The 25,832-nt window shown below is 34.1% G+C and carries 30 protein-coding genes; all 30 read left to right on the top strand.

Translation table 11 applies throughout. The annotated features are described in order from the left end of the window. Window positions 1-35: 35 nt before the first annotated feature. Window positions 36-710: a response regulator gene (locus T479_RS03080; protein ID WP_024362464.1), complete on the top strand. Its 675-nt coding sequence runs from the start codon at window positions 36-38 to the stop codon at window positions 708-710. A gap of 193 nt (window positions 711-903) precedes the next feature. Beyond that, window positions 904-1,455 (top strand): nuclear transport factor 2 family protein, encoded by a 552-nt coding sequence (locus tag T479_RS03085; RefSeq protein ID WP_227665408.1) that lies wholly within the window; start codon window positions 904-906, stop codon window positions 1,453-1,455. A gap of 213 nt (window positions 1,456-1,668) precedes the next feature. Beyond that, window positions 1,669-2,511 carry a fatty acid kinase binding subunit FakB gene (locus tag T479_RS03090; protein ID WP_024362466.1) on the top strand — a complete coding sequence of 281 codons (843 nt, stop codon included), beginning with the start codon at window positions 1,669-1,671 and terminating at the stop codon, window positions 2,509-2,511. Between the two features lie 127 nt (window positions 2,512-2,638). Continuing rightward, window positions 2,639-4,006 (top strand): ATP-dependent helicase ComFA, encoded by a 1,368-nt coding sequence (locus T479_RS03095; protein ID WP_038509413.1) that lies wholly within the window; start codon window positions 2,639-2,641, stop codon window positions 4,004-4,006. Next, window positions 3,999-4,589 carry a ComF family protein gene (locus tag T479_RS03100; protein WP_025218632.1) on the top strand — a complete coding sequence of 197 codons (591 nt, stop codon included), beginning with the start codon at window positions 3,999-4,001 and terminating at the stop codon, window positions 4,587-4,589. Before T479_RS03095 ends, T479_RS03100 begins: the two co-directional genes overlap by 8 nt. 85 nt (window positions 4,590-4,674) lie before the next feature. Beyond that, entirely contained in the window at window positions 4,675-5,088 is a 414-nt protein-coding gene (locus T479_RS03105) for a TIGR03826 family flagellar region protein (protein WP_024362469.1), read from the top strand. A 189-nt stretch (window positions 5,089-5,277) separates the two neighbouring features. Continuing rightward, window positions 5,278-5,538, top strand: coding sequence for a flagellar biosynthesis anti-sigma factor FlgM (gene flgM / locus T479_RS03110; protein ID WP_024362470.1), 261 nt, complete (start codon window positions 5,278-5,280; stop codon window positions 5,536-5,538). A gap of 27 nt (window positions 5,539-5,565) precedes the next feature. Then, on the top strand, window positions 5,566-6,066 hold the full coding sequence (locus tag T479_RS03115; protein ID WP_025218633.1) for a flagellar protein FlgN: 501 nt from the start codon (window positions 5,566-5,568) through the stop codon (window positions 6,064-6,066). Between the two features lie 34 nt (window positions 6,067-6,100). Next, a complete protein-coding gene (flgK, locus tag T479_RS03120) occupies window positions 6,101-7,648 on the top strand; it encodes a flagellar hook-associated protein FlgK (RefSeq protein ID WP_025218634.1) in 1,548 nt (515 codons plus the stop codon). Window positions 7,649-7,688: 40 nt separating this feature from the next. Beyond that, on the top strand, window positions 7,689-8,603 hold the full coding sequence (gene flgL / locus T479_RS03125; RefSeq protein WP_025218635.1) for a flagellar hook-associated protein FlgL: 915 nt from the start codon (window positions 7,689-7,691) through the stop codon (window positions 8,601-8,603). Between the two features lie 79 nt (window positions 8,604-8,682). Continuing rightward, window positions 8,683-9,246: a DUF6470 family protein gene (locus tag T479_RS03130; RefSeq protein WP_025218636.1), complete on the top strand. Its 564-nt coding sequence runs from the start codon at window positions 8,683-8,685 to the stop codon at window positions 9,244-9,246. A gap of 17 nt (window positions 9,247-9,263) precedes the next feature. Next, window positions 9,264-9,707, top strand: coding sequence for a flagellar assembly protein FliW (gene fliW, locus T479_RS03135; RefSeq protein WP_025218637.1), 444 nt, complete (start codon window positions 9,264-9,266; stop codon window positions 9,705-9,707). Beyond that, window positions 9,707-9,925: a carbon storage regulator CsrA gene (gene csrA / locus T479_RS03140; RefSeq protein WP_025218638.1), complete on the top strand. Its 219-nt coding sequence runs from the start codon at window positions 9,707-9,709 to the stop codon at window positions 9,923-9,925. The genes fliW and csrA overlap by 1 nt, the downstream gene beginning before the upstream one ends. Window positions 9,926-10,124: 199 nt before the next feature. Further along, a complete protein-coding gene (locus T479_RS03145; protein WP_025218639.1) occupies window positions 10,125-10,934 on the top strand; it encodes a flagellin N-terminal helical domain-containing protein in 810 nt (269 codons plus the stop codon). Window positions 10,935-11,100: 166 nt separating this feature from the next. Further along, complete coding sequence (locus T479_RS03150) at window positions 11,101-12,414, top strand: motility associated factor glycosyltransferase family protein (RefSeq protein WP_025218640.1); 1,314 nt, start codon at window positions 11,101-11,103, stop codon at window positions 12,412-12,414. Between the two features lie 18 nt (window positions 12,415-12,432). Beyond that, on the top strand, window positions 12,433-12,786 hold the full coding sequence (locus T479_RS03155) for a hypothetical protein (protein ID WP_025218641.1): 354 nt from the start codon (window positions 12,433-12,435) through the stop codon (window positions 12,784-12,786). Window position 12,787: 1 nt separating this feature from the next. Continuing rightward, window positions 12,788-13,111, top strand: a complete 324-nt coding sequence (locus T479_RS03160) for a DUF8042 domain-containing protein (protein ID WP_025218642.1) — start codon at window positions 12,788-12,790, stop codon at window positions 13,109-13,111. 250 nt (window positions 13,112-13,361) lie between these two features. Next, the gene (pseB, locus tag T479_RS03165) at window positions 13,362-14,324 is read left to right on the top strand and encodes a UDP-N-acetylglucosamine 4,6-dehydratase (inverting) (protein ID WP_038509417.1); all 963 of its coding nucleotides are present in this window, start codon (window positions 13,362-13,364) and stop codon (window positions 14,322-14,324) included. Between the two features lie 26 nt (window positions 14,325-14,350). After that, a complete protein-coding gene (locus tag T479_RS03170) occupies window positions 14,351-15,082 on the top strand; it encodes a cytidylyltransferase domain-containing protein (protein ID WP_025218643.1) in 732 nt (243 codons plus the stop codon). Between the two features lie 2 nt (window positions 15,083-15,084). Then, window positions 15,085-15,978 carry an SDR family oxidoreductase gene (locus T479_RS03175; protein ID WP_025218644.1) on the top strand — a complete coding sequence of 298 codons (894 nt, stop codon included), beginning with the start codon at window positions 15,085-15,087 and terminating at the stop codon, window positions 15,976-15,978. Further along, a complete protein-coding gene (locus T479_RS03180) occupies window positions 15,962-17,044 on the top strand; it encodes an N-acetylneuraminate synthase family protein (RefSeq protein WP_025218645.1) in 1,083 nt (360 codons plus the stop codon). The genes T479_RS03175 and T479_RS03180 overlap by 17 nt, the downstream gene beginning before the upstream one ends. Then, window positions 17,031-17,552 carry a GNAT family N-acetyltransferase gene (locus T479_RS03185; RefSeq protein ID WP_038509420.1) on the top strand — a complete coding sequence of 174 codons (522 nt, stop codon included), beginning with the start codon at window positions 17,031-17,033 and terminating at the stop codon, window positions 17,550-17,552. Before T479_RS03180 ends, T479_RS03185 begins: the two co-directional genes overlap by 14 nt. A 127-nt stretch (window positions 17,553-17,679) precedes the next feature. Then, complete coding sequence (locus T479_RS03190) at window positions 17,680-18,342, top strand: class I SAM-dependent methyltransferase (protein ID WP_025218646.1); 663 nt, start codon at window positions 17,680-17,682, stop codon at window positions 18,340-18,342. A 24-nt stretch (window positions 18,343-18,366) separates the two neighbouring features. Further along, on the top strand, window positions 18,367-20,388 hold the full coding sequence (locus T479_RS03195; RefSeq protein ID WP_227665409.1) for a sulfatase-like hydrolase/transferase: 2,022 nt from the start codon (window positions 18,367-18,369) through the stop codon (window positions 20,386-20,388). Window positions 20,389-20,585: 197 nt separating this feature from the next. Further along, window positions 20,586-20,975 (top strand): flagellar protein FlaG, encoded by a 390-nt coding sequence (gene flaG, locus T479_RS03200; protein WP_025218648.1) that lies wholly within the window; start codon window positions 20,586-20,588, stop codon window positions 20,973-20,975. Between the two features lie 22 nt (window positions 20,976-20,997). Further along, a complete protein-coding gene (gene fliD / locus T479_RS03205) occupies window positions 20,998-23,478 on the top strand; it encodes a flagellar filament capping protein FliD (RefSeq protein WP_025218649.1) in 2,481 nt (826 codons plus the stop codon). Between the two features lie 34 nt (window positions 23,479-23,512). Further along, window positions 23,513-23,872, top strand: a complete 360-nt coding sequence (locus T479_RS03210) for a flagellar protein FliT (RefSeq protein WP_025218650.1) — start codon at window positions 23,513-23,515, stop codon at window positions 23,870-23,872. 74 nt (window positions 23,873-23,946) lie between these two features. Next, window positions 23,947-24,357, top strand: a complete 411-nt coding sequence (gene fliS, locus T479_RS03215) for a flagellar export chaperone FliS (RefSeq protein WP_025218651.1) — start codon at window positions 23,947-23,949, stop codon at window positions 24,355-24,357. Between the two features lie 218 nt (window positions 24,358-24,575). Further along, window positions 24,576-24,959, top strand: a complete 384-nt coding sequence (locus T479_RS03220; RefSeq protein WP_024362489.1) for a PilZ domain-containing protein — start codon at window positions 24,576-24,578, stop codon at window positions 24,957-24,959. Window positions 24,960-25,049: 90 nt separating this feature from the next. After that, a complete protein-coding gene (hpf, locus tag T479_RS03225; protein ID WP_025218652.1) occupies window positions 25,050-25,601 on the top strand; it encodes a ribosome hibernation-promoting factor, HPF/YfiA family in 552 nt (183 codons plus the stop codon). Window positions 25,602-25,832: the final 231 nt, after the last annotated feature.

Here is a 25,832-nt window from a genome sequence, read left to right on the forward strand (position 1 = left end):
GAAATGTGTTGCAGAATTTTAGGGGGTAAAGACTAATGACGAAGATTATTATTGTAGACGATCACCAGCTATTCCGAGAAGGAGTGAAACGTATCTTAGATTTTGAAGATACGTTTGATGTAATTGCAGAAGGTGACGATGGCACAGATGTAGTAAATTTATATGCGGAAAATCAACCAGATGTTGTTTTAATGGATATAAATATGCCAGGTAAAAATGGTGTAGAGGCAACAGCAGATTTAATTACAGAATTTCCAGATGCAAAAGTCATCATGTTATCGATTCATGATGATGAAACATACGTAACTCATGCACTAAAATCAGGCGCGCTTGGCTATATGCTAAAAGAGATGGATGCAGACGAAATCGTGGAAGCGATTAAAGTAGTGGCAAATGGCGGTTCTTACTTACATCCTAAAGTAACTAAAAATTTAGTAGCAGAATTCCGTCGTCTGTCTGAGCATGAAAACAAAGGCAACTTCCATCAAACAGAAATTCGCCGTCCATTCCATTTATTAACAAAACGTGAATGCGAAGTTTTACAACTACTTACAGATGGACAATCTAACCGTACTATTGGTGAGACACTGTTTATTTCAGAAAAAACGGTAAAAAACCACGTTTCAAGCATTTTACAAAAAATGAACGTAAACGACCGTACACAAGCTGTTGTAACAGCTATTAAAAATGGTTGGGTTGAAGTACGATAATTGCATAGTAGTAATGAAGGCTGTTTTTAAAAGCTACTTTAAAAGATAAAGTAGTTTTTAAGACAGTTTTTTTATTATGCAACATTTTTATTGGAAAGACGTCTTTTAATGAAATAAGCACCTAAAAGTTGAAAATGCGCAACAAAATTCCTACTTAAGCATTTATATGCTACAATATTGCGCGGGAGGTTTTATGATGTTAAAGAAAAGTATTCTAGCAGTTTTAACCTTATTAGTGTTAACTGCCTGTGGCAATAAAGATGAAGATTTAACGGCAAAAGAGCGTGAAAAGGTAATTGAAAACGGTACGGTAGGCTTTGAAATGATGGGCGAAGAGGTTAAAAAAGCTTCAAATGTGCCGGCTGATGAGGAAAAAGCAATTTTAGCGGCGTTTGATGAATATATTGCCGCGTTCAATGATGAAGAAATTGATCGTTATATGGACACGATATCTAAGGATCCAAAAGGCTTTAATTATGATGAAGAGAAAGTATTCGCAGATGAAGTATTTGCTCAATTTGATACGAAACGTGATGTAACAAATGTGACCATTGCAAAGTATAATGAGGATGAAGCGCAAGTATTTGCCAATATGACAACACACTCACTTCAAGTGCAAACTAACGTCGAACATGAAAGCGCTGGACGCCAAGTAACGGTATTTGTCAAAGAAGATGGAAAGTGGAAGGTAACGAGCGTCTTTTATATTGGAGATGATACTAAATCTAGCACGGGCAATCAATAAGGGGAAATTATTCCCTTTACTATACATAGAAGATGAATGTGAAATGAACGCTAGATTTGAGTCTTATGGCAAAGTAAAGTTGAAATCTAGTGTATGTTACGGACTGAACTTGTAGTGATAAAGTCAATTCCTGACGTCATTACGAGATTTCGTAATTCAATTCACATTCATTTCTTTTTGAGGTAAACTTGGAACATAGGAGAGTGGAAATGAATGAGGACGGCAATCGTAACAGACAGTACTGCATACATTACGCCAGAAGAACGCGCGCGCTTAAACATTCGTATGATTCCGTTAAGTGTAAACATTTCAGGTGAGTTATTCGCAGAGGAAGTAGATATTACTGCATCTGAGTTTTATGATAAAGTAAGGGGTGCAAAAGAATTCCCCAAAACAACTCAACCACCCATTGGTGAGTTTGCCTCACTCTTTGAAGAGTTGGCAAATGATTATGACGAAGTAATTTCCATTCATTTATCGAGTGGTATAAGTGGTACATATCAAGGTGCGGTCCAAGCAGGAGAAATGGTGGAAGGTATTGATGTGTATCCATTTGACAGCGAGATTTCTTGCGCTGTTCAAGGATTTTATGTGCTACGCGCGGCTGAAATGGCTGCGGAAGGTTGTTCAGCACAGGAAATACTAGCAGCATTAGCGGACATGCAGCAGTATATTCGTGCTTACTTCATTGTAGATGACTTAGCGCACTTACAACGGGGAGGGCGTTTGTCTTCAGCAGCTGCATTAATCGGGGGCTTATTACAAGTAAAGCCTGTCTTACATTTTGTGGACAAGGTCATTGTACCGTTTGAAAAAATTCGTACACGTAAGAAAGCACTAAAGCGTGCAGAAGAGTTATTGGCTGAAGATGCAAACAAGTATGACAAGATGGATGCTGTAGTTATTCACGGTAATTGCCAAAAAGAAGCCGAGGAATGGTTAGCACAACTTGCTACGACTTACCCGAACGTAAACTTTAAATTAAGCTATTTCGGACCTGTTATTGGCACGCACTTAGGTGAAGGTGCAATGGGTCTTGGTTGGACAAAAAAATAATAAGTAAAAGTCTCTACAACTTGTTGTAGGGGCTTTTTTATTTGCTTAATAGGCGCAGTGAAGAATCGCCATTAAAATCATACCAATCGCAATAAACCAACATTACAAAAAGAAAGGAGCTAGATACATGAACTACAAAGGATGGCTGTTGCCTCCCGCATTACGAGACTTCCATGAGGGACGAATTTGGTTAAAGGAGCATACACCATTTGCTAAATATGATATGGAGCAGGCTATTAATAGAAAATACTTTTTTATAATAGATGGTATTCAAAAAATACCTCGCTTAAGATGTAATCGTTGCTATAATGACAATCCACATGACTTTGTTGAGTATGAATGCTCGAAATGTCTGCAGCGATGTGTTTATTGCAGGCATTGTCTGAAGATGGGCAGAGTAAGCAGTTGCACACCGTTGCTCATATGGAAAGGACCGAAGGCATGTCGAATTAAGCAGCATCCCCTTCAATGGACAGGGCAATTGACAGCACAACAACAACGAGCAGCCGATGAACTACTAGAAAGTGTAATAGCAGGAAAATCTCATTTATTGAATGCAGTATGTGGGGCTGGAAAGACAGAGTTGCTCTTTCAGTCTGTACATTATGCGTTAGAAAAAGGGTTACGAGTGTGCATTGCCGCACCGCGTACAGATGTAGTATTGGAGTTATTCCCTCGCTTTCAAAAAGCTTTTCCACAAACTATTGTCCATGCGTACTATAGTGGAGCGCCAAAGCAGCTTGGTTTTGCACAGCTAATTCTAGCAACGACTCATCAACTGTATCGTTTTGAACGAGCGTTTGATGTCATGATTGTTGATGAAGCGGATGCATTTCCTTATGCATATGATGCAACATTAGAAAGAGCAGTGCAAAAAGCTAAAACAATTGATGCACCAATATACTTTATTACAGCTACACCTTCCCAATCATTAATTAATCAATATAAAAACAGTTATTCTTTTATCCCAAATCGATACCATCACAAGCCATTGCCAGTGCCATATTTTTGTTCGCTATGGGGCTATGAAAAAAATATAAAGCGAGGGAAACTTCCTCGAAAACTCAAAACATGGACTGAAGAACGACTTGCGAAAAATGAGCCATTTCTTATATTTTTCCCGACAGTAGAACTGCTAAATATGGCAATACCACTGTTTCAGAGGATACATGCAAATATATTAGCAGTACATGCTAAAGATCCAGAGAGGAAACAAAAAGTACTACAGTTACACGATGAAAAAATTCCTGGATTACTAACGACAACCATTTTAGAACGAGGTATTACGATAAAAAATGTACAAGTTGCTGTTGTTGGGGCAGAGTCTACAATCTTTACAGCGAGCGCACTTATTCAAATTGCGGGACGTGTAGGAAGACATGCCTCTTATACGAATGGGGAAGTTGTTTTATTTCATCATGGAGTGACTTTGGCAATGGATGAAGCTCGACAGAAGATTTTAGCTAACAATAAAGAGGGTTCAAACAATGAATAAAATAGATAAGTTTTGTTTATTATGTGGACAGCCATTGCATTTTGTGCCTTCTTGGCAAACGCTTTTATTAAGATGCTTTCCACCATGTATTTGTGAAAAGTGTAAAGGGCAATTTGTACGTTCCACTTCAGCAACGGCACTTTATCAATATAATGATGCAATGAAAGTATATTTACATCAATATAAATTTCTACAAGATGTTGCACTTGCTAAAGTATTTCGCCAGGAGTTATATGCAAGATTCAAACAGGAAAAGGCGATAATTATACCGATTCCTATGCATTCTATGAAGCAAAAGGAGCGTACCTTCTCCCATACGGAGGAGCTCTTAAAAGCAGCTAATACCTCATTTACTCAACTTCTAGAAAAAGTAACAGTAGAAACACAAAGTTCAAAAAATAGAGAGCAGCGTATACAATCAGCTCCGCTTTTTCGTCTAATACCAGAAGCCCAAGTTATGCATAAAGATTACCTTCTTTTTGACGATATTAAAACTACAGGGACAACACTACGGCATGCCAAACAAGTTTTACTAGAAGCGGGGGCCCGAAATGTTCGAACCTTCACTTTAATTAATGGATGAAAATGCTAACACATCATGTATAATAGATTACGAATTTAGGATTCGTACAATTAGATAGTGATCATGGCAAGAGGAGGAAGAAAAGATGGCTGAGGTTCGAAATTGTCCAAAGTGTAATGAGTTTTTTAATTATACAGGGGTCAGAGAAGTATGTCATAAATGTGCACAATCTGAAGAGGAATTATATCAAATTGTTTATCGTTTTTTACGCAAGCGTGAAAATCGCGCTGCGACAGTAGAACGAATTGTTGAGGCAACTGGTGCTGAAGAAGATTTATTATATAAATGGGTGCGCAAAGGTCGTTTACAGCCTGCAATGTTTCCAAACTTAGGTTATCCATGTGATAACTGCGGCCATTTAACGACAACGGGAAAATTATGTACAAAATGCCAAGATGAATTAAAGGCTGAACTTCGCACATTTGAGGCAGCGAAGGAGTTTCGTGATAGCGTAGAACAACGTGATAAAGTAACTTATCATGCTGAACGCAAAAAATAATGTTGACATCACGTCAATTTTCGTGAAATGCGCAATAAAGATAAATTTTACACCTTACAAGATGGTTGATAAGCGAAAGTGTGTTAATTTTAAACAAAATTAGCACACTTTTTTATATTTGAAAACTTAACATTGTTGGAGACAATCCGAAATAATAGTAAGATAAGCTTTTAAGATAGGGGGATGAACATGAAAATCACATCTTATGGTGTTAATGCGGTAAATGCCTATAAAAATCAAGTACGCAATGTGAAATCTGACACAAATAAAGCGTCATTTGCTGACAAAATTGAAATTTCAAAAGCCGCTCAGAACATGCAAGGTGTTACTACTTACAGTGCAGAACGTGCAGAGCGTGTACAACAGCTAAAGGCAGATATTGATTCTGGAGAATATAAGGTCAATGCGCGCAAAGTTGCTGAAGATATGCTGAAATACTATCGTTTCTAGGAAATAACAGAAAGGGTGTTTAGCAAAATGTCTGTAGAGACGATTTGTTCTACATTAATAAAGCTAGAAAGAATGCATAAAAGCTTGCTCGAACTAGCCTATAAAAAAACAGAAATCATAAAAACTGGCGATATGAAAGCACTTGACCAAATGCTCAAGGATGAGCAGGCGCATGTAGCGGCTATCGATAAGCTCGAGCAACAGCGTCAGATACAGGTAACACAATACCTGGGAGCAAAAGGAGTTGCGTCCACTGACAAAATGACTGTCGCTGATGTCATCGAAGCTGCTGAACAAAATGCTGAAAAAGACACACTATCAGCTGTTCGCGATCGACTCATGTCAATTATTAATGATTTACGCAAACAAAATGAACTCAATCAAAAATTAGTATTTCAATCATTGCAATTCGTCAATCTGACATTAGATGCGCTGCGTCCGCGTCCTGAGCAAATGAATTATTCGGGGCGTGAAGTGCGCGGTACGAATACAATGGCAAAAAAATCGTACTTCGATTCTCAAGCATAATTTTATTAAAACGTGATTAAAGGGAGGAACAAGAATGCGCTCAACATTTATGGGCTTAGAAACAAGTAGAAGCGGTTTATTTACACAGCAATCAGCTCTATATACAACAGGTCATAATATTTCGAACGCCAATACACTTGGCTACTCACGTCAACGAGTAAACATGCAAGCTACACCAGGATTTCCAACAGCAGGTTTAAATACACCAAATTACCCTGGTCATATGGGAACAGGGGTAGAAACTGGCTCCATTCAACGCATTCGCGATGAGTTTATCGATCGACAATTCCGTCAAGAAACGAATAAATTAGGTTACTGGGAATCACGTTCGAATGCTATTTCTCAAATGGAAGATATTATGGATGAACCATCTAAATTTGGTTTAAATGCAGCATTGGAACAGTTTTGGAAAGGTCTACAAGATGTAAGTGCTACTCCAGAAAATGCCTCATCACGTAAAGTGGCGATTGAGCGTGCCAATCATTTAGCACAATCCTTTAACTATATGGATACGCAACTAAAGACGATTCAAGGCAACATAGGTAACGAAATTAGTGTGTCGACAAATCGCATCAACTCATTACTTAAACAAATTGCTTCTATTAATAAGCAAGTGCAAGAGGTTGAGCCGAATGGTCATGTACCGAATGATTTATACGATGCACGCGATGTGCTAATCGATGAATTAAATAGTTATATACCAGTTTCAGTTGAACGTGTTCCTTCAGGAGGGCTTGCTTCTAGTGTAGCCGAAGGTAGTGTGACGGTTATTTTTAAGCCATATGGCACAAATACAGAAATTAAATTAGTTAATGGTAAAGATGCTGCGAATATTGAAGTCAACAGTGGTACTACACAAATTGATGGTACAAATTTAGCGAATCTTTTTACAAACATTAAAGTAAACGGCTCAGGTACAGCAGATTCAGGAACGATTACATATGACCAGCTTGAGCCTGGCAAAGGTAAATTATTATCTGTAATTGATTCATACGGTTATGAAAGTGCAACAGGTCCGAAAGGCTATTATCCTGAAACGATGGCTAACATTGACAAATTAGCTTCGGAATTTGCTAATGTCTTTAATGCAATGCATAAGCAAGGATTCGATTTCACTGGTGCTCAAAGCACACTCGATTTCTTTGAACCGATAGATAATACAAAACCATTGTCTGCAGGCAATATTAAAGTAAATGATGCGCTGATAAAAGATTCATCGAAATTGGCTGCTTCTACAGGGGCAAATGAAGAAGGGAACGGTAAGTGGGCACTTGAACTGTCGAATATCCAATCAAAGGTTCAAGCGAATTTAGATGGCGCAACATTTAAATCATTTTATCAAGGAATTATTGGGAAGCTGGGTGTTGATGGAGAAGAAGCAGCGCGCTTAAACGGAACTTCTGAAACATTGCTTGTGACAATCGGTAATAATCGTGCTGCAATTACTTCCGTATCGTTGGATGAAGAAATGACCAATATGATTACATTCCAACAAGCGTATAACGCCAATGCTCGAATGATTACTGTCGTCGATGAAACATTAGACAAAATTATTAACGGCATGGGTCGTGTAGGAATCTAAACGAATCTAATTTGACAAAAAGGAAGGAGCTTTTACAAACATGCGCGTAACACAATCTATGTTATCGAATAACATGCTTCTGAACTTAAATAACAATTACGGAAAACTGTCGAAGCTACAAAATCAAATCAATTCTGGCTCTAAAATTACAAGACCATCAGATGACCCAGTAGTAGCAGTAAAAGGTATGGGCTATCGACGTGATTTAGGACAAGTTGAACAATATTCACGAAATATGAATGAAGTGAATAATTGGCTAGATACTTCTGACGAATCGTTAAATCAAGTAGGCGAACAAATGAAGCGAGTACGTGAGCTTGTTATTCAAGCAGCAAACGATACAAATACACCAGATGATCGAGCGAAGATTAAATCTGAAATGGATCAAATTCAAAAACAAATTCAAGATATAGCCAACACAAAAGTAGGAGACCGTTATATATTCAGCGGTACAAAGACTGGCCAACCGCTATTTTTAAATGGGGCAATTAACACAGCGAATATCAATACCGAAGATGTAAAAATTGAAGTATATGATGGCATTCAAATGACCGTAAATACCGCTGGTAAGGATTTATTTAAAAATGTTGATGATATGATGAGCAAAATTTCTGGGCTGTTAGACCCGAATAGAGTTCCGCTTGCTACAGGAGAAGAAATCAGCTCTACATTAGGTGGCGTTTCAACTACAAGTACATCCGATGATATTACAAACATGCATAATAAAATACTGGAAGCTCAAGCCGATGTGGGAGCGCGCCAAAATCGTGTGGAATTAATGGAAAATCGCTTATCAATTCGTGAAATTAGCGTGACGAAGCAATTATCGAATAACGAAGATGTCGATTATGCAAAAGCTATAACACAAATGGTAACATCAGAAGCAATTCATCAGGCATCATTGTCTGTGGGCTCTAAAATAATTCAGCAAACTTTAGTCGATTTTATTAGATAATTTTAACACTAGTTTTCCACTATAAAATTAAGCGTTTGAACATTTTGTTCAGACGCTTTTCTTGAAAGGAGAGGTATAGATGAAACTCCCACAAATCCAAATACGTACAACCGACGCAAAAATTGACCTTCATATTGCTAAGCCACAGCAATATATTAAACAGCCAAGAGCTACCCAACATATTGAACAGCCTGCTGCAACTCTTGAGATTCATACAACACGCAGTGTATTAAAAATTGATTCGTCACAAGCAAGACGTGACTTAGGGTTAATTGGACCATTAGAATCAAGTGCCAATTATGCACAAAAGGGCAAACAAGAAGCATTGAAGGGAATGGCACGCAGAGCTAGAGAAGGGCGACAAATGATGGAGAATGCAGGAAAAGATCAAGGTAGAGCAACCATCCAAAATATCGCTAAGCAAAATCACGGACCCCACCGGGTGCAATTTAATGTGAAATTTGTACCTTCTGTTGGCTCTGTTAAAATTGACTACACGCCTGGTACAACCGACGTCAATATTCAACGTAGAGAACCAATTATTGACGCGCAAGTGAACAAACCAATCCATGAATACACACCAGGAAAAGTAACTGGTACAATGATACAAAGACCAGATGTTGACATTGATGTCGTCATTTAAAGGAGTGCACGGAAAATATGAAAATTGCTACTAAATTTTTAGGTGAAGTGGAAATAGACAATCAAGATATTTTGACGTTTGAACATGGCTTATTAGGCTTAGAGGAAGAAAGAGAATTCGTTTTATTGCCAATCGATGCAGACCTTCCCCTTGCATTACTACAATCTGTTGTGCATAAAGAAATCGGTTTTGTTGTCGCCTATCCTTTTGCATTTAAACCAGATTATAGCTTTGATATTAGCGATGAAGATCGAACGCAATTACAAATTGAAAAAGAAGAAGATGTTCTTCCATATGCCATTGTTACAATGAAGGAAACATTTAAAGATTCTACGATTAACTTGCTAGCACCCGTTATTTTAAATATAGAAAAGAAATGCGGGAAACAAATCGTTCTTCAAGACAACAAAATCTATCCATTACGCTTTCCGATGCAGCCATTGGAAGGAAGTGCGAAATAATGCTAGTCCTTTCACGAAAAAAAGATGAGTCTATCATGATAGGCGATCAAATCGAAATTAAAATATTAGCTGTCGAAGGTGACCAAATTAAACTTGGTATAGTTGCCCCAAAAGCAGTGAAAGTACATCGTTCGGAAGTTTTTGAAGCAATTCAAGCCCAAAATAAAGAAGCACTATCTTCTTCAGTGAATTTTTTACAACAGCTAAAGAAAAAATAGTAGCTACTTATTATGATAAATTAAATCCTTCAATTAATTACATAAAAAATAAAAAACTTTTTAAAAAACTATTAAACTTTTCCAACTACTTACGATATATAAAGTGTAGGGTAAGGGAAGTACATACATACAACCTAAGCCGACAATATTCCACACGGATGTGGAATAACAAAAACAAACATTCAAGGAGGAATTCCAAATGAGAATTCAACACAACATTTCAGCTTTAAACACACACCGTAACCTTACTTTCAACAACACACAAGCTTCTAAAAACCTTGAGAAATTATCTTCAGGTTACAAAGTAAACCGTGCTGGTGATGACGCTGCTGGTTTAGCTATCTCTGAAAAAATGCGCGGACAAATCCGTGGTCTTGATATGGCAACTAAAAACGCTCAAGACTCAATCTCTTTAATCCAAACTGCTGAGGGTGCTCTTAACGAAACTCACGCAATCCTACAACGTATGCGTGAATTAGCAGTACAATCTGCGAACGATACAAACGTATCTACAGACCGTACAGCACTTAACAAAGAAGTTGTAGCATTAAAATCAGAAATCGACCGTATTGCTAAAAACACAGAGTTCAATACTCAAAGCTTATTAGATGGTACTTTTTCTGGTAAAAAATTCCATATTGGTGCTAATGAAGGACAAGCAATTACATTAAAAATTACTACTATGGATACAGCTGGATTAAAAATTAGTGGTACAATTGATACTCAATCAAAAGCTGACAAAGCAATTACAAACTTTAACAAAGCTTTAGAAGCAGTATCTTCTCAACGTTCGGATTTAGGTGCTGTTCAAAACCGTTTAGAGCACACAATCAACAACTTAGGTGCAACATCTGAAAACTTAACAGCTGCTGAATCTCGTATCCGTGATACTGATATGGCGAAAGAAATGATGGGCTTCACTAAGAACAACATCTTAATGCAAGCTGCTCAATCTATGTTAGCTCAAGCTAACCAACAACCACAAGGTGTTCTTCAATTATTACAATAATTGACTAGTTAGCATGAAATATTAAAAGCTTGAACGAAATTTCGTTCAAGCTTTTTTTGATAATAATTTTAAAAATCCTTATTTACACCGATATAAACAAAGAGTAGATATTTAATAAACTCTTCTTACAAGGAGAGGCCTCACTATGTGAAGCAAGGAGGATCTTATGGAAGATTTAGAAATAATTTATTTACAAACAAAAAACGAAATGCCAAATGCAAAAGTTAACGGGTACTATTTGCATAGTAATTACAATCCAGAAGCAGAAGCTGAAAAATACATAAATAATAACTACAAAGAAGGATATTTAAACATACTATTTGGTTATGGTCTAGGGTATATAGCTAATGCTATTGCAAAAAAGTATGGTAATACTGATATATTAGTATACGATCCTTTGTTTAGTAGTTTAAATATTGAGAATAAAGATGAAATTGAAGGTGTTTTTTCCGATTTACAAGACTTTTGTAAGCGTTCAGCAGATTATATTGCTGATTTTGATCGTAAGGTCAATATACTACTCTCACCAAATTACGATAAAATTTTTGATAATGAATATAAAGAATTTCTAGATTTTATTCGTCACATTCAAATTGAAGATATTGTAAATGAAAATACAATAAGATTCTTTGGTGATTTATGGCAGGAAAATTACATAATGAATTTATACTATGTTCATAAAGACCAAAGTTTAAAAGCACTTTACAATAAATATGATTGCCCAGTAATCTTAGCTTCAGGTGGACCATCATTAACGAAACAATTACCATTGTTAAAAAAGATTAAAGATAAATGTTTGATAATATGTGCTGGTTCTACAATTAATTCCTTATTGGCTGCATCCATTATTCCTGACTATGTAGTAACAATGGATGGTGGAGAAAGTAACTATTTACACTTTAAAAACATTAAATGTTATGATTTCGATTTAATTTACGGATTAGGGAATGCATGGAAAATAGAAAGGGATTTTAAAGGAAACCGCTATAGCTTTTGTTTTTATGGAGAAGATAGTATTCAAAAACGTATTAAAGAAGGTCTTGGTAAAGATTTACCAATGTTATCAACTGGTGGTACAGTTGCTATTACTGCATTAGAAGTTGCAAGTAAAATTAGTACGGGACCTATAGCAATCATTGGACAAGATCTTGCATATACGAACAATAAATCCCACGCAGAAAATAATAACCATTACAGTGAGTTAACAGATGATTTTTTCAAGAAAGATATGATATTTGAAGTAGAAGGATACTATGGTGAAACTGTAAAGACGAATCACCAGTTTAATAGTATGAGAAAAAGTTTAGAAAAATTATATCAAAACTTACAGCATCATCATAAAATCTATAATTGTACTGAAGGTGGTGTAAAGATTAATGGTATGCCACAAATAGATTTCGTAGCATTTTGTGAAAGTTATATTAATCCTACAAATAAAATTACTAAGTTGGAATTGCAAAAATATATAAATGATAATTAAGTAAACTATAAAGAATTTATGAATCAAGAAATACAAGTTTATTTAAAAATCAAAAAATTACTAGTGGATGCAATTCATCTTTTAAAAGAAGAGAGAATTAATACTGTCTTTACAACTAGTACTTTAAAAAAATTAGATAAAATAGATTCAAAATTGAAGGAATATTATCCACAAGTTATAATGGAAAGGATTGTTGATCCAATTACTATGGATGTAATGCGAATGACTACGGATAAAAAACAAAGTGAGAGAATAGATAATTTCAAACAAATACATAAACAAAATATGTATCTTTATGAAAATATGTTAGAGGCAACTGAAAAATCTTTAAAATTTACTAGAGTTGCATTAGATGAATTCGGAGGGTGTTAACATGGATAAAACAGAGATTGTAGATGAATATTTTAAATATGTAGCAAAAATACCAGCAGGAATACAATATATTGCAGATAATTTAAGAATTGATAAAATCTCCATAGCATTAAATGAAATCCTGAATTTCTCAGAAGGTATTACTTGGATTAAACAAATGGAAGAAATTTTAACTGGCCAAGGGGTCAATACGAATTTAGATAAAAATCAATTGGATGAATATTTAAATCTTATCAATGAAGGTTTGGAAAAACAGGATTTTGTCCTTGTAGCTGATATTTTTGAATACGAAGTCTTGCCATATTTTGAGCAAATAGAAGCTTGAAAATAATAGTTATTAGCTGATATTTAAATTAAAGGACACTTTTTGAATGTATATTTTAAATCAAAAAGTGTTTTTTATTTTCTATAAAAATTAAAATATTGGTAGAAAAATGGTTGCGGAGGTTGAAAGCTAAATTTGTACAAAAAAGAAGCGATAATACATTAAATATTATATTTATTATCCAAATGTAGAAATACGTTAAAATTATCCGATATAATATTTATATGATACATAGATAAGGGGAAATACAATGAGTGTTTTAACAGATAAAGTGGTATTAGTAACAGGTGGTACAGGCTCTTTTGGTAAGAAATTTATCGGAAAAGCACTTACATTAGGCGTAAAAAAAGTTATCGTTTTTAGTCGAGATGAGCTAAAGCAATATGAAATGAAACAAGAATTCCAAGATGAACGTATTCGATTCTTTATTGGTGATGTGCGCGATAAAGACCGATTATATCGTGCATTTGATGGTGTGGATATTGTCATTCATGCCGCAGCTATGAAGCATGTAGATGCATGTGAATATAACCCGTTTGAGGCGGTAAAGACCAATATTCATGGTGCACAAAATATTATTGAAGCTGCTATTGACCGTGGTGTTGAGAAGGTAATTGCACTTTCTACAGATAAGGCTTGTAGCCCAGTGAATTTATATGGTGCAACAAAACTAGCATCTGATAAACTATTTGTTGCTGCTAATGCATATGTAGGAGAAAAGAAAACACGGTTTGCTGTTGTACGCTATGGTAACGTAGTAGGAAGTCGTGGTAGTGTAGTACCATTTTTTAAAAAGATTAAAGACACAGGTAAATTACCAATTACAGATGAGCGTATGACACGTTTTTGGATAACTCTAGATCAGGGAGTACAATTTGTAATAGATAATTTAGAACGGATGAACGGTGGAGAAATTTTTGTACCAAAGATTCCGAGCATGAAGGTAACAGATTTAGCAAAAGCGGTTGCACCTGAATGCGAAATAGAAATAATCGGTATTCGTCCAGGTGAGAAATTACATGAAGCGATGATTATGGAAGATGATGCTCGTCATACATTAGAGTTTGATAATTATTATGTTATCCAACCGGAGCTTGCTTGGTTTGCTCAAGAGCAATTAAATGCAGGTAAAGCATTGCCTGAAGGATTTGCTTATACGAGTGATAATAATACAGAGTGGTTAACAGTTGAGCAGCTAAGACAATTAATTTAAAAAAATCTATAAAAGAGTTGATGGCAGTGAGAATAGTAGCTATTGTACAAGCAAGAATGGGTTCTACAAGATTACCAGGTAAGGTGTTAAAAGAAGTAAATGGAAAGCCTCTTTTAGCCTATCAAATAGAAAGGATGGAAAAAGCCTCTTTAATTGATCAAGTGGTAATAGCAACTACGCCTTATGGAAATGAAGGAATTGTGAATTTATGTAATGAGTTAGGTATTGATTATTTTATTGGTTCAGAGAGTGATGTATTAGCACGTTATTATCACGCTGCCCTGAAATATGAAGCTGATGTAGTAGTGAGAATAACATCTGATTGTCCTTTAATAGACCCCGTAATTATTAATAATATTATCCAAATGTATTTAGATAATGAGTATGATTATGTATCAAATACTCAATTGAGAACATTCCCTAGAGGTATGGATACTGAAGTATTTTCAATGGAGATATTAACTGAAGCATTTATGAATGCTAGTTTGGAGTATGAACGAGAGCATGTAACTCCTTATTTTTATTTAAACTCAACAAAATATAATATTGGTCAATATACTCTAGAGAGGGGAGACCAAAGTAATCTGCGGCTCACTGTGGATACTCCTGAAGATCTAGAATTAATATCAATTCTACTTAATGATTTGTATCCAAAAAATCCGGATTTTGATTTAGATATGCTATTAGAAAAATTAACAAAAGAACCATCGCTTATAAAAATAAATGAACATATTGAGCAAAAAAAATTAGGTGAGTAGCATTGAAATATTTAATAATAGGTTCAAATGGAATGCTTGGTAAAATGTTAGTTCAAGTGCTAAATAAAAAGAACCAGAAGGTAGTAACAGCTGCTAGAGCAAAGGCTGATCTTCAAGTCGATTTACTTGAAGATTTAGAGAGATTAACAACTTTCATTCTTAAAGAGCAACCGGATGTTGTTATTAATACAACTGCTATTATAAATTTACTGGAGTGTGAAAACAATCCTGAACAAGCTTATTTAATCAACAGTAGACTCCCAGCGATATTAGCAGGTATGTGTGATAAATTAAATATCTATTATATACAAATTTCAACCGATCATTATTATTTAGGTGATAATAATAATGTTCATAATGAAGATGATAGTGTTCAATTGTTGAATGAATATGCTCGTACGAAATATATTGGGGAAGTTTTGACAAATTTATATGAGAAGACATTAATAGTTAGGACTAATATAGTAGGTTTTAAAGGACAAGAAGGAAAACCAACTTTTATTGAATGGATATTAAATTCATTAGAAGAAAATAAAAAGATACATGCATTTACAGATTTTTATACGTCGAGTATTGATGTGGAGCGTTTTTCTGAAATTTTGTATGAGTTAATTCTAAAACAAGTAACTGGTGTAGTTAATATAGGTGCTTCAGATGTAGTATCAAAATATGAATTTATTACTGAAATTGCAGAAAAGTTAGGAAAAAAGCATTTAGTATATGAAGACACGCTCCAAAATTTAAGGCAGGAAGTGAAAAGAGCTGACTCATTGGGCTTAGATATACAAAAGTTAGCTAACTTGATAGGAAAAGATAAAATACCAACATCAAAAGAAGTAGTAGATTGGGTTGTAAAAAGATATAAAGAAGGTGTTTTGTATGAATTACCTAAGTGAAATAACAATTAGTGGTAAGTCTATCTCCATAAATAATCCGACTTATTTTATAGCAGATATCGCATCCAACCATGATGCAGATTTGGGAAGAGCTAAGGAGCTAATTTGGCTTTGTAAAGAAGCTGGAGCTGACGCTGTAAAATTTCAGCATTTTAAAGCTGAAAAAATTGTCAGTGATTACGGTTTTCAGCATTTAAACCAGTCAAGCCATCAAGCCAATTGGGAAAAAAGCGTTTTTGAAGTTTTTAAAGACTATGAGTTAAAGCGTGATTGGAATTATGAATTAAAAAAAGAAGCAGATTTAGCAGGAATTGATTTTTTTACAACACCGTATGATATTGAAGCAGTAGAAGAAATTGATTCTTTGGTAGATGTATATAAAATTGGCTCTGGTGATATTACATGGATAGACTTTATTCAACATATAGCCAAGAAAAATAAACCTACTCTTCTTGCAACAGGGGCGTCTAATTTTACAGATGTACAGCGTGCAGTAGAAGAAATTATAAAATACAATGATAAGGTCATATTAATGCAATGTAATACTAATTACACAGGGGATATTGAAAACTTTAAATACATAAATTTAAATGTTTTAAAAACATATAATACAATGTATCCTAATATGATTTTAGGATTGTCTGATCATACACCAGGACATGCAACTGTGCTGGGTGCTATAACCCTAGGTGCAAGGGTCATTGAAAAACATTTTACCGATGATAACAATAGAAAAGGGCCAGATCACCCATTTTCTATGAACCCTTATACTTGGAGAGATATGATCAAAAACGCAAGAGAACTTGAGAGCTCATTAGGTAATGGAGTAAAAATCATTGAGAACAATGAGCAAGAAACAGCGATAGTTCAACGTAGAGGAATCTATTTAAATAAAGAAAAAAAACTTGGCGATATTATTTGTGCTGAAGATCTTGAATTTTTACGACCAGCTCCTGATAATATTTATTTTCCATATGAAAAAAGCCTAGTAGTTGGTAAAAGATTAAAGGTTAATAAACTTGCGGGACAACCAATTTACCGAGGTGATATGAATGTTGAAAGGTAATTTAGTAGGATTGCGTGCGATTGAGAAAACAGATTTAACTCAACTACTTCAATGGCGTAATAATCCTGAGTTTCGACGTTTTTTTCGAGAGTATCGTGAACTAAATAGCGAAAACCAGTTACTGTGGTTTGAAAAGTATGTAATAAATGACCCGAATACGATAATGTTTGCAATTGTTGAGCTAGCAACAGAAAAGTTAATTGGTGCATGTGGTCTTTGTTATATTGATTGGGTTAATCGAAATGCAGATTTTAGTATTTATATAGGTAAGAATAATCTTTATATTGACGCTTCATTTGCAATCGAAGCTGCACAATTAATGGAGAAGTATGGATTTGAAGAGCTGAATCTACATAGACTATGGGCAGAAATTTATTCTATTGATGAAGCAAAGATAAAATTTTTTAAAGAGCTTGAATTTACTCAAGAAGGTCGATTTAAAGATACGCATTGGACGGAAGGTAAGTGGGTAGATTCAGTATATTATGGTAAAATAAGATTAATTTAATTGCTTTAATAAAAGGCAAAAGCATAGTGCAGTAATATTTTAGATTAAAGTTTTTTCTATCCGATACTTATATACTTAAAATAGGTATTTGTTGTAATACCATATGGATAAGAATGGGGAATTTTTCATGAGTTATATAAATAAGCAATACTGGGAAGATTTTTATAAAGATAGAGTAGATTTAACTGAATCATCAACTTTCAGTGATTTCATTTTAAAGAAAAGGGAACAGAATATTAAAAATGTAATTCTTATTGATTTGGGCTGTGGAACTGGAAAAGATACATTTTATTTTGCTAAAAATGGTTTTGATGTTATTGGTATTGATGGGTCTGAAGAAGTAATAAAAATAAATAATGACATAATGAAAAAACATTTTGATACAAATAATATATATTTTGCCTGTGTTGATTTAAGTGATGTGAATGAAGTTCAAAAATTAATGGCTAAATTTAATGATATTTCAATATCGCAAGAAAAAGAAATTTTGTTTTATACTAGGTTTTTCTTACATGCAATTACAGAAGAAACTGAAAATTTGATTTTTCAAAGCATTCTTGCGAATATTCAAATTCCTTGTGAAATAGTAGCTGAATTTAGAACCAAAGAAGATGAGGAATTAGACAAAGTTTTTGATGATCATTACAGAAGATATATAGATACAGATTTGCTAATTACCAAGTTAATAAAATTAGGATTTTCTATTCAAGAGTTCTCAAAAGGAAGAGGGTTTTCTATTTACAAAAACGAAAATCCCTTTTTAGCTAGAATTATTCTTAAAAAGAACTAGGTTGTTTATAAAAATACTGAAAGAGTGATATTTTTGAAAGATGTTAATATAACTGCTTTGAAAAAATTTAAAGACGAAATCACTTTGCTCTTAAATGAAGGATTATTTTCAGAAGCTAAGGATAAATTAGATGCAACAAGTATAAGAAATGAATCGTATTATTCCCTATTTGCAAACTATTATTATCTACTTAGTGAGTATCAGCTAGGAATAACGTTACTAGAGGAAGAGGCATTAAAAGAATATCCTTTTTCATTTGAAATTGTGTATAATTTGGCAATCTTAAAAAGTGCAATTGGGGAGCATATTGATAGCTTATGGATGTTTGCACGATGTGTGAAGTTGGCGGATTCTGAGGAAGATCGTGAATTAGCGACGGAAAATTTGAATCAAGTAATAGATAAAATAAAAGAAGATTCTACTCTAATTCCTGATCAACTCAGGGCAGTTTTAGATTATACTAAATTGATTCTTATAGAAGAAAACGAAAGCACCTATCCAATTAATCGCTTTAATGAAAGTCTTGTGAAAAAAGTAGTAAAAGATTCAGCCGGCAATGAATACTTTACAGAAATGTATAAGTCGCTAAATGTGTTGAATATTGATAAATCATCACGTTTCTTTTTTAAAACTGAACTGTTACAAGGAAAAGCGACTGATTCCTTTTCTTTTGCTATTAATAATGTAACAACTTTACCAGTAGCATTATTTGAACAATATGATGAAATAGTAGTGGAAGGTCCAAAAATTAATTATCGTTTCCCAAGAAATGTTTTAAGGTCAAACCAATTTAATTATTTTACATTTACTGATGTAGGTGAATATAAAGTAACGTCGAGTAAACCTTTTTTTGTTGGAAAACCAGTTAATTTGAAACCTACTTTAAAACCAGCTCGAGCTGTAATTACTCTTTTTGTAGATGGTCTAGCTAATAGTGTAATAGAAGAGGAATTACACAATTTAATGCCTCGTACATATAACTTTTTTTCAAATGGCTATATAAATAATAATTGTTATACTACTGGAGACTGGACTTTACCGAGTGTTGCCAGTATGTACACTGGAAAAACTACCTTACATCACAGTCTTTACCATCCTTCAAAGCATTTCGAATTAAACAAATATAATCATCTATTCACTAAAAATTTTCAAGAAAAAGGATATTTGACTGCTCAAATTAATAATGACTGGCGTGTTACACCTACCTATGGTTATTTAGAGGGAATGGATCGAATTTTATATCAAAATTATGCAGGAGGCTTTACAGCTGGAGAAGTAGTTGGAGAGGCAATAGAACATTTAGAGACTTTTAAAAATAATAATCATTTTTTATGGATTAGCTTAATGGATTTACATGATGTCGCAGATGAAATAAATAATGATTTAATGAGTCAAGTCAATGTTTCAGCTAAATATAGACAAAATAAAAATCTTGGGGCAACTTCTGTATTATCTTCTTATGACCCAAATAAAATTAAAAAGTACGAATCAGAATTAAAACGAGTAGATTTACATTTATCCTCACTATATAGTTATCTTGAATCAAGTTTTGGCAAAGAAAATATTATTGTTGCTTTAGTAGCTGATCATGGACAAACTTATTTAAAAGAAGACGACTTTCTCTTACATGAACCAAGACGTAAGGTCCCATTTATGTTGGCAGGTGGAAAAGTTGAAGGGAAAATTAGTAATGAATTATGTTCCATTGTTGATATTTTCCCTACAATTGCTAAACTTGTTGACATTAAGTTAGATAGTAATGAAGGTGTTGTATTAAAAGATTTTGGAGGTAACGGGCGTGATACAGCCATAACGGAAACAATACACCCTAATCAACCTTATCTAGTTGCTATTACAGATGCTGAACATATTTTTAGATTTAAGACCAAATCTAATGTAACTGACAATGGATTAGTTGATTTAGAGCATTATGAAGCGCAATTATTAGACTTAAAAACATTAGACGATGTATCAGTACAATTTATTGATAAATTAGAGAAATATGTAGATATAACTATTCAAAGAGCAATAAAATTACAGTCGTAAAATAATAATACAGTGAGATAATTTAAAATTAAATAGAATCGAAGGCCTCTTGTTCAAGAAAGAATTATTTGATCGAGAGGCTTTTTCTTTTGAAGTCATACAAACAAATCAAAGTACTTCTAGAGAAAAAGTGAAACATTCCTAAAAACTTCCGATATTAAATATAAGAATAAGAAATGTTTAGGAGGTTACATATTATGCGTATTGCAGCTCAAGGACAATCTACAGATGTAGGAACTGCAGCGTCATCTACAGTTGTGAAGAAAACAGTAATAGAGGAAACTACGATGACTACTAGTAAGTCTCAATTAGTAACGCAATCACAAGGAGAAAATCTACAAACTGCTGACGTACAAGAAATATCTAAAGAGAAGCTGCAACATGCAGTAGATACTGTAAATGAATTTTTACAAATCAATCATAATGCTTCTAAATTTGTTTTACACGACGGGTTAGAACGTTATTTTGTACAAGTTGTGGATACTAAAACAGAAGAAGTTGTGAAGGAAATTCCTCCTAAAAAACTTTTGGATGCTTTTTATGAGATGCAAAAGTTATTAGGAATGATTGTAGACGAAAAAATATAAGCATATTTAGGAGGAAATTAAAATGGTAAATCGAATCGGTGGATTAGCATCAGGAATGGATATAGATTCAATTGTAAAAAAATTAATGAATGCTGAAAAAGCACCATTAAACAAATTATACCAAAAGAAACAAACTTATGAATGGCAACGTGATGCATATCGCGGTGTGAATACAAAGCTTAAAACATTCGATACGTATATTTCAGATAATCTAGTATTAAAGAGTCTTATTTCTAAAACTGCGGCAAGTTCAAATTCTAATTTAGTATCTGCTACTGCAACAGGCAGTGCTGCTGGCTCACTTTCAATTGAAGGTGTTTCACAATTAGCTACTGCTGCTCGTAAAGTAGGGGAGCAAGTAAATGCTGTAGGTTCTACGAAAATGGCTGATTTAGGGGCAACAGGGACTATTGAGTTTAAAGCTATTCAAAAGAACGGTCAATTAGCAAGTGAGGCAACAAAAATTGAAATTACTTCTGATATGACTGTCAATCAGTTTATTAGCAAGGTGAATTCTAGTAATGCAGGGATTGACGCTGTATTTGAAAATGGTCGATTCTCCTTTACTGCCAAAAACACTGGTGATGTTAAAGGTGATGAGGAAATCAAAGTTACAGGTGGAGTAGATATTTTCAATAAGTTAGGATTTGCCGACCCTAGTAAAATTCAAAATACAGAAGGGAAAAATGCTATTTTCACTGTGAACGGTATAGCAACAGAACGTACAACAAATACGTTTTTGATTTCAGGCTATAATGTAACGTTAAAAGATACATTCAATGGTCTTCAAACGATTTCAGATAAATATAAAGCCGCTGTTGAAGAATTTAAAAATGCTACTGACAATTTAGCAACTAAACAAGCAAATCTTATAACTAAGCAAAATGCTTATGGTGCTAGTGATATAAATAGTTACACAGCTAATCATGAAACGGCATATACAACCGCTTTTGGTAATACATTATCTTTGTCACAACAAGTGCAATACAATAAACTTGGAAGTGATACATGGAGAAATTTATCAACAGATGAAATAGATTTCATTAAAAACCAGTCATCCGTACAAGGAATCAAAGACAATATCGATGGAAGTACTTTAAGTGATGAAAGTAAAGCAAAATTAAAAGATTTATCAAATAGTGCCCTAGATGTTTTATTTACCAACAAAGACCAGCTAACAGATTTTAAAGCTCAAGCTGATTATGCAAAGTATGGTACAAAATTAAAAGATTTTGATCAAAATGCTATTGATGCTTTAAAACGCTTCTCGTATAACAGCAATGATTCAATTGATAAAATTCATAAAGATATAGACGATAATACGGAATTTACACAAGAAGTGAAAGATGCTTTAAAATCATTAAGTAAAGGTGATTTAACTAATTTAATTGCAACTGATTCTGCAACGTTAAAAACATATTCTGAAAAAGCGCAAGCAGATGATTTAAAACAAAAGTATAGTCAATTGGGCGATACTTTAATTAAAGGTTTGCAAGATGGTTCTAAGAGAGTTGAAGATTTAACGACAGAACAAAAAGAAATTTGGAATAATTTAGAACCCCAGAAAAAGGCTGAATTTAATGCACTAGCGGAACAAAATATTTTGCGTAAAGATTACTTAACTGCAGATGCTGATGAAAAAGCAGCGGTTACACGTTTAAATGAGGCTACGAGTACGCAAACTGCAGCAAAAGCAGATGCTAATGCAGCTGGTATTTTAAATCCTGATGGTAGTGTAGACGACACAAAGGTCAATGCCGCACCAAAAGCGCAAGCGGTGACAATGACTTCAACAACCAATGTTGACGATATTATGAATAAAATTAAAGAATTTGTCACTACTTATAATGGCTTTATAAAAGATTTAAATGATCAAACGAAAGAAACAAAATACCGTGATTATAAACCATTAACGAGCGAGCAAAAAGAAGGTATGTCCGAAAATGAAATTAAACTTTGGGAAGAAAAAGCTAAGAGTGGCTTACTTCGAGGAGATACGCTTATCCGTGAAGGACTATCTAACATGCGTTCATTAGTGTATCAATCTAATCCTGCTATCGATTCTAAATATAATACGTTATTTAGTATTGGAATAACTACCTCTAAAAACTATAATGATGGCGGTTCATTGCAAATCGATGAAACAAAATTGCGCAAAGTTTTAGAAGAAGATCCAGATGCAGTTGAAAAATTGTTTAAAAATAGTGAAGGTAAAAAAGAAGATATAGTAGATGGAAAAACGGTCGATACACGTGGTTATATCGATAAATTACGTGAATCTATGAAATCGTTCGAAATTACTATTGAGAAAAAAGCTGGTCGCTCTACAATGACTGACGCGCAATATGCTATCGGGAAAAACTTGGTAGATACAGAAAGTCGAATTAGTACTTGGAAGCGAAAACTTGAAGATATCGAGTCGCGTTATTGGAAGCAATTTACTGCAATGGAACAAGCGATTAATAAAGCGAATTCTCAATCAAGCATGTTCGCGCAAGGATGATCAAGTTTTTAATTAAGCAAGGTAGGAGAAGTTTATGCAACTAACAAATCAACTATTGCAGGCATCTGCGAATCTATATAAATTATTAGGTGATATCCCTATTGGCGAAGAGCGTGATGACTATGTAGATACGATTAATAATATGTTGGACAAGCGCGGAATAATTATCAATGCTTTAAAACAAGAAGGTTTTCATTTTGATGAACAAGATCGTGTTCATCGTACTTTGCTTGAATTAGATAATGGTATTAAAGAACGATTGGCTGCTGTAATGAGCGCAGTAAAGCAGGATATGGCAAACCTTCAAAAAACGAAAAAAAGTGAAGCGCAATATTTTAATCCATATGGCAATGTCCGTGTTATGGACGGGATGTATTACGACAAGAAAAATTAATTTCACCATTAGCTTTTCTTCGTTAAATGGTTTAAAATAGTAAATAAGTAACATCTAAAAGGAGTTGTCCATTCTTGGCAGCAAATTTAACAGCACAAAACGCGTATAAGCAAAATAGTGTCACAACTGCTTCACCTGGAGAGCTTACATTAATGCTTTATAATGGGTGTTTAAAGTTCTTAAGTAAAGCTAAACTTGCGATTCAAGATAAGAATATTCAAGAAAAAAATACAAATTTAATAAAAGCACAAGCGATTATTAGTGAGCTTATGGCAACACTTAATATGGACATTGAAGTGTCGAAAAATATGTTTGCTCTTTATGAATATATGAATCGTCGTTTAGTAGAAGCAAATATTAAAAATGATGTTAGTATCATTGAAGAAGTTGAAGGATTTGTGACGGAATTCCGTGATACATGGAAAGAAGTGATTCGCATTAATCGACAGCAACAATTCGGTAATGGGAATAATGCACAAGTTTAATAAAAAAATTAGAGACCATCGCTAGATGATGGTCTCTTTTCTTTGTAATAGATAGTGTAATTACGATAACACAAAATTCGACAAGGGAAATAGTCCATCTAGTTATAAATTAGGTCATTAAATGGTCAAATATGTTACTAATTCCCTCTAGATGAAAATCATTCATTCATGTCATAATCAAGCTAATGATATGTTTGAAAAGTATTGGGGTGGGGAAAATGAAATTTAAACGTCAAGAAGGCTTCCGGTTTAAATTTGACGAGCCTGTTAATATGACCTTTGCGGTATATGAAAATGGCAAAGTGAATCATGCACAAACGGCAATCGCTGATTTGTTAGATATTAGTCCGAGGGGATTAAAGATGTTTACCGAGGTCGATTTAGGTTTACGTCCTGCACCACTTGATTTGCGTTTTGTTTTGGATACAAGAGAAATTCGTGTATACGGAGAGGTTATTTGGAGCCGCCCTTATGGCAATGGGAAACAATATGGCGTGTTTTTCAATAATCAGGGTGCTGTCGAGGATTTGATTGTTGATGAGCTAAAAGCCCGCCGTAAAAAAGAGGCAGCCGAAGCCAAGATGAAAAAAATCAATTCTTAAAATTTCTTGTGAAAAAAAGAATTATTTTAGAGGAATTTCACACACTTGTGTAGAAATATAAAGTATAGCAGTTATAAAGGAGGAGTTTACATGTTAAACTTTAACATTCGCGGTGAAAATATTGAGGTAACTCCAGCTATTCGAGAGTATGTTGAAAATAAAATCGAAAAAGTTGAACGTTATTTTAACGAAGATGTTAACGCCAATGCTAACGTAAATTTAAAGGTTTACAATGACAAACAAACAAAAGTGGAAGTTACAATTCCAATGAAAAACTTAACACTTCGTGCAGAAGAACGTCATAACGATATGTATGCTGCGATCGATTTAATTGTCGATAAATTAGAACGACAAATTCGCAAACATAAAACTAAAGTAAACCGTAAATTCCGTGAGCGTGAAGGTGCAGGACTTTATTTTGCTACAACACAAGCTGTAGCTGATACAGTAACAGAGGATGACGAGTATTCTATTGTACGTACAAAACAATTTGATTTAAAACCGATGGATCAAGAAGAAGCGGTGTTACAGATGAATATGTTAGGACATGATTTCTATATTTTCACTGATGCTGAATCAAATGGTACAAACATTGTTTACAAACGTAAAGATGGGAAGTACGGCTTAATCGAAACAACTTAAATTATATATGATGGAAGCCTCTCGCTTTTGCGGGAGGCTTTTTTGAGTGTTACATCTGCTCATGATTTAAATCTTGCGATACGACTAGCAAAATTTTGATCTGTATAACACGCTTATTACATAAAAGATAGAAAAGATCGTGAATTAAACTTACTTTATCCCATTTCAGTTAGTGCTTTAAGGACACTGTTTGCATGAAACTGTTACACAATGGTAAAATGAAATTTGAGA

Source organism: Lysinibacillus sphaericus, assembly GCF_000600105.1.
Lineage (GTDB): Bacteria > Bacillota > Bacilli > Bacillales_A > Planococcaceae > Lysinibacillus > Lysinibacillus sphaericus.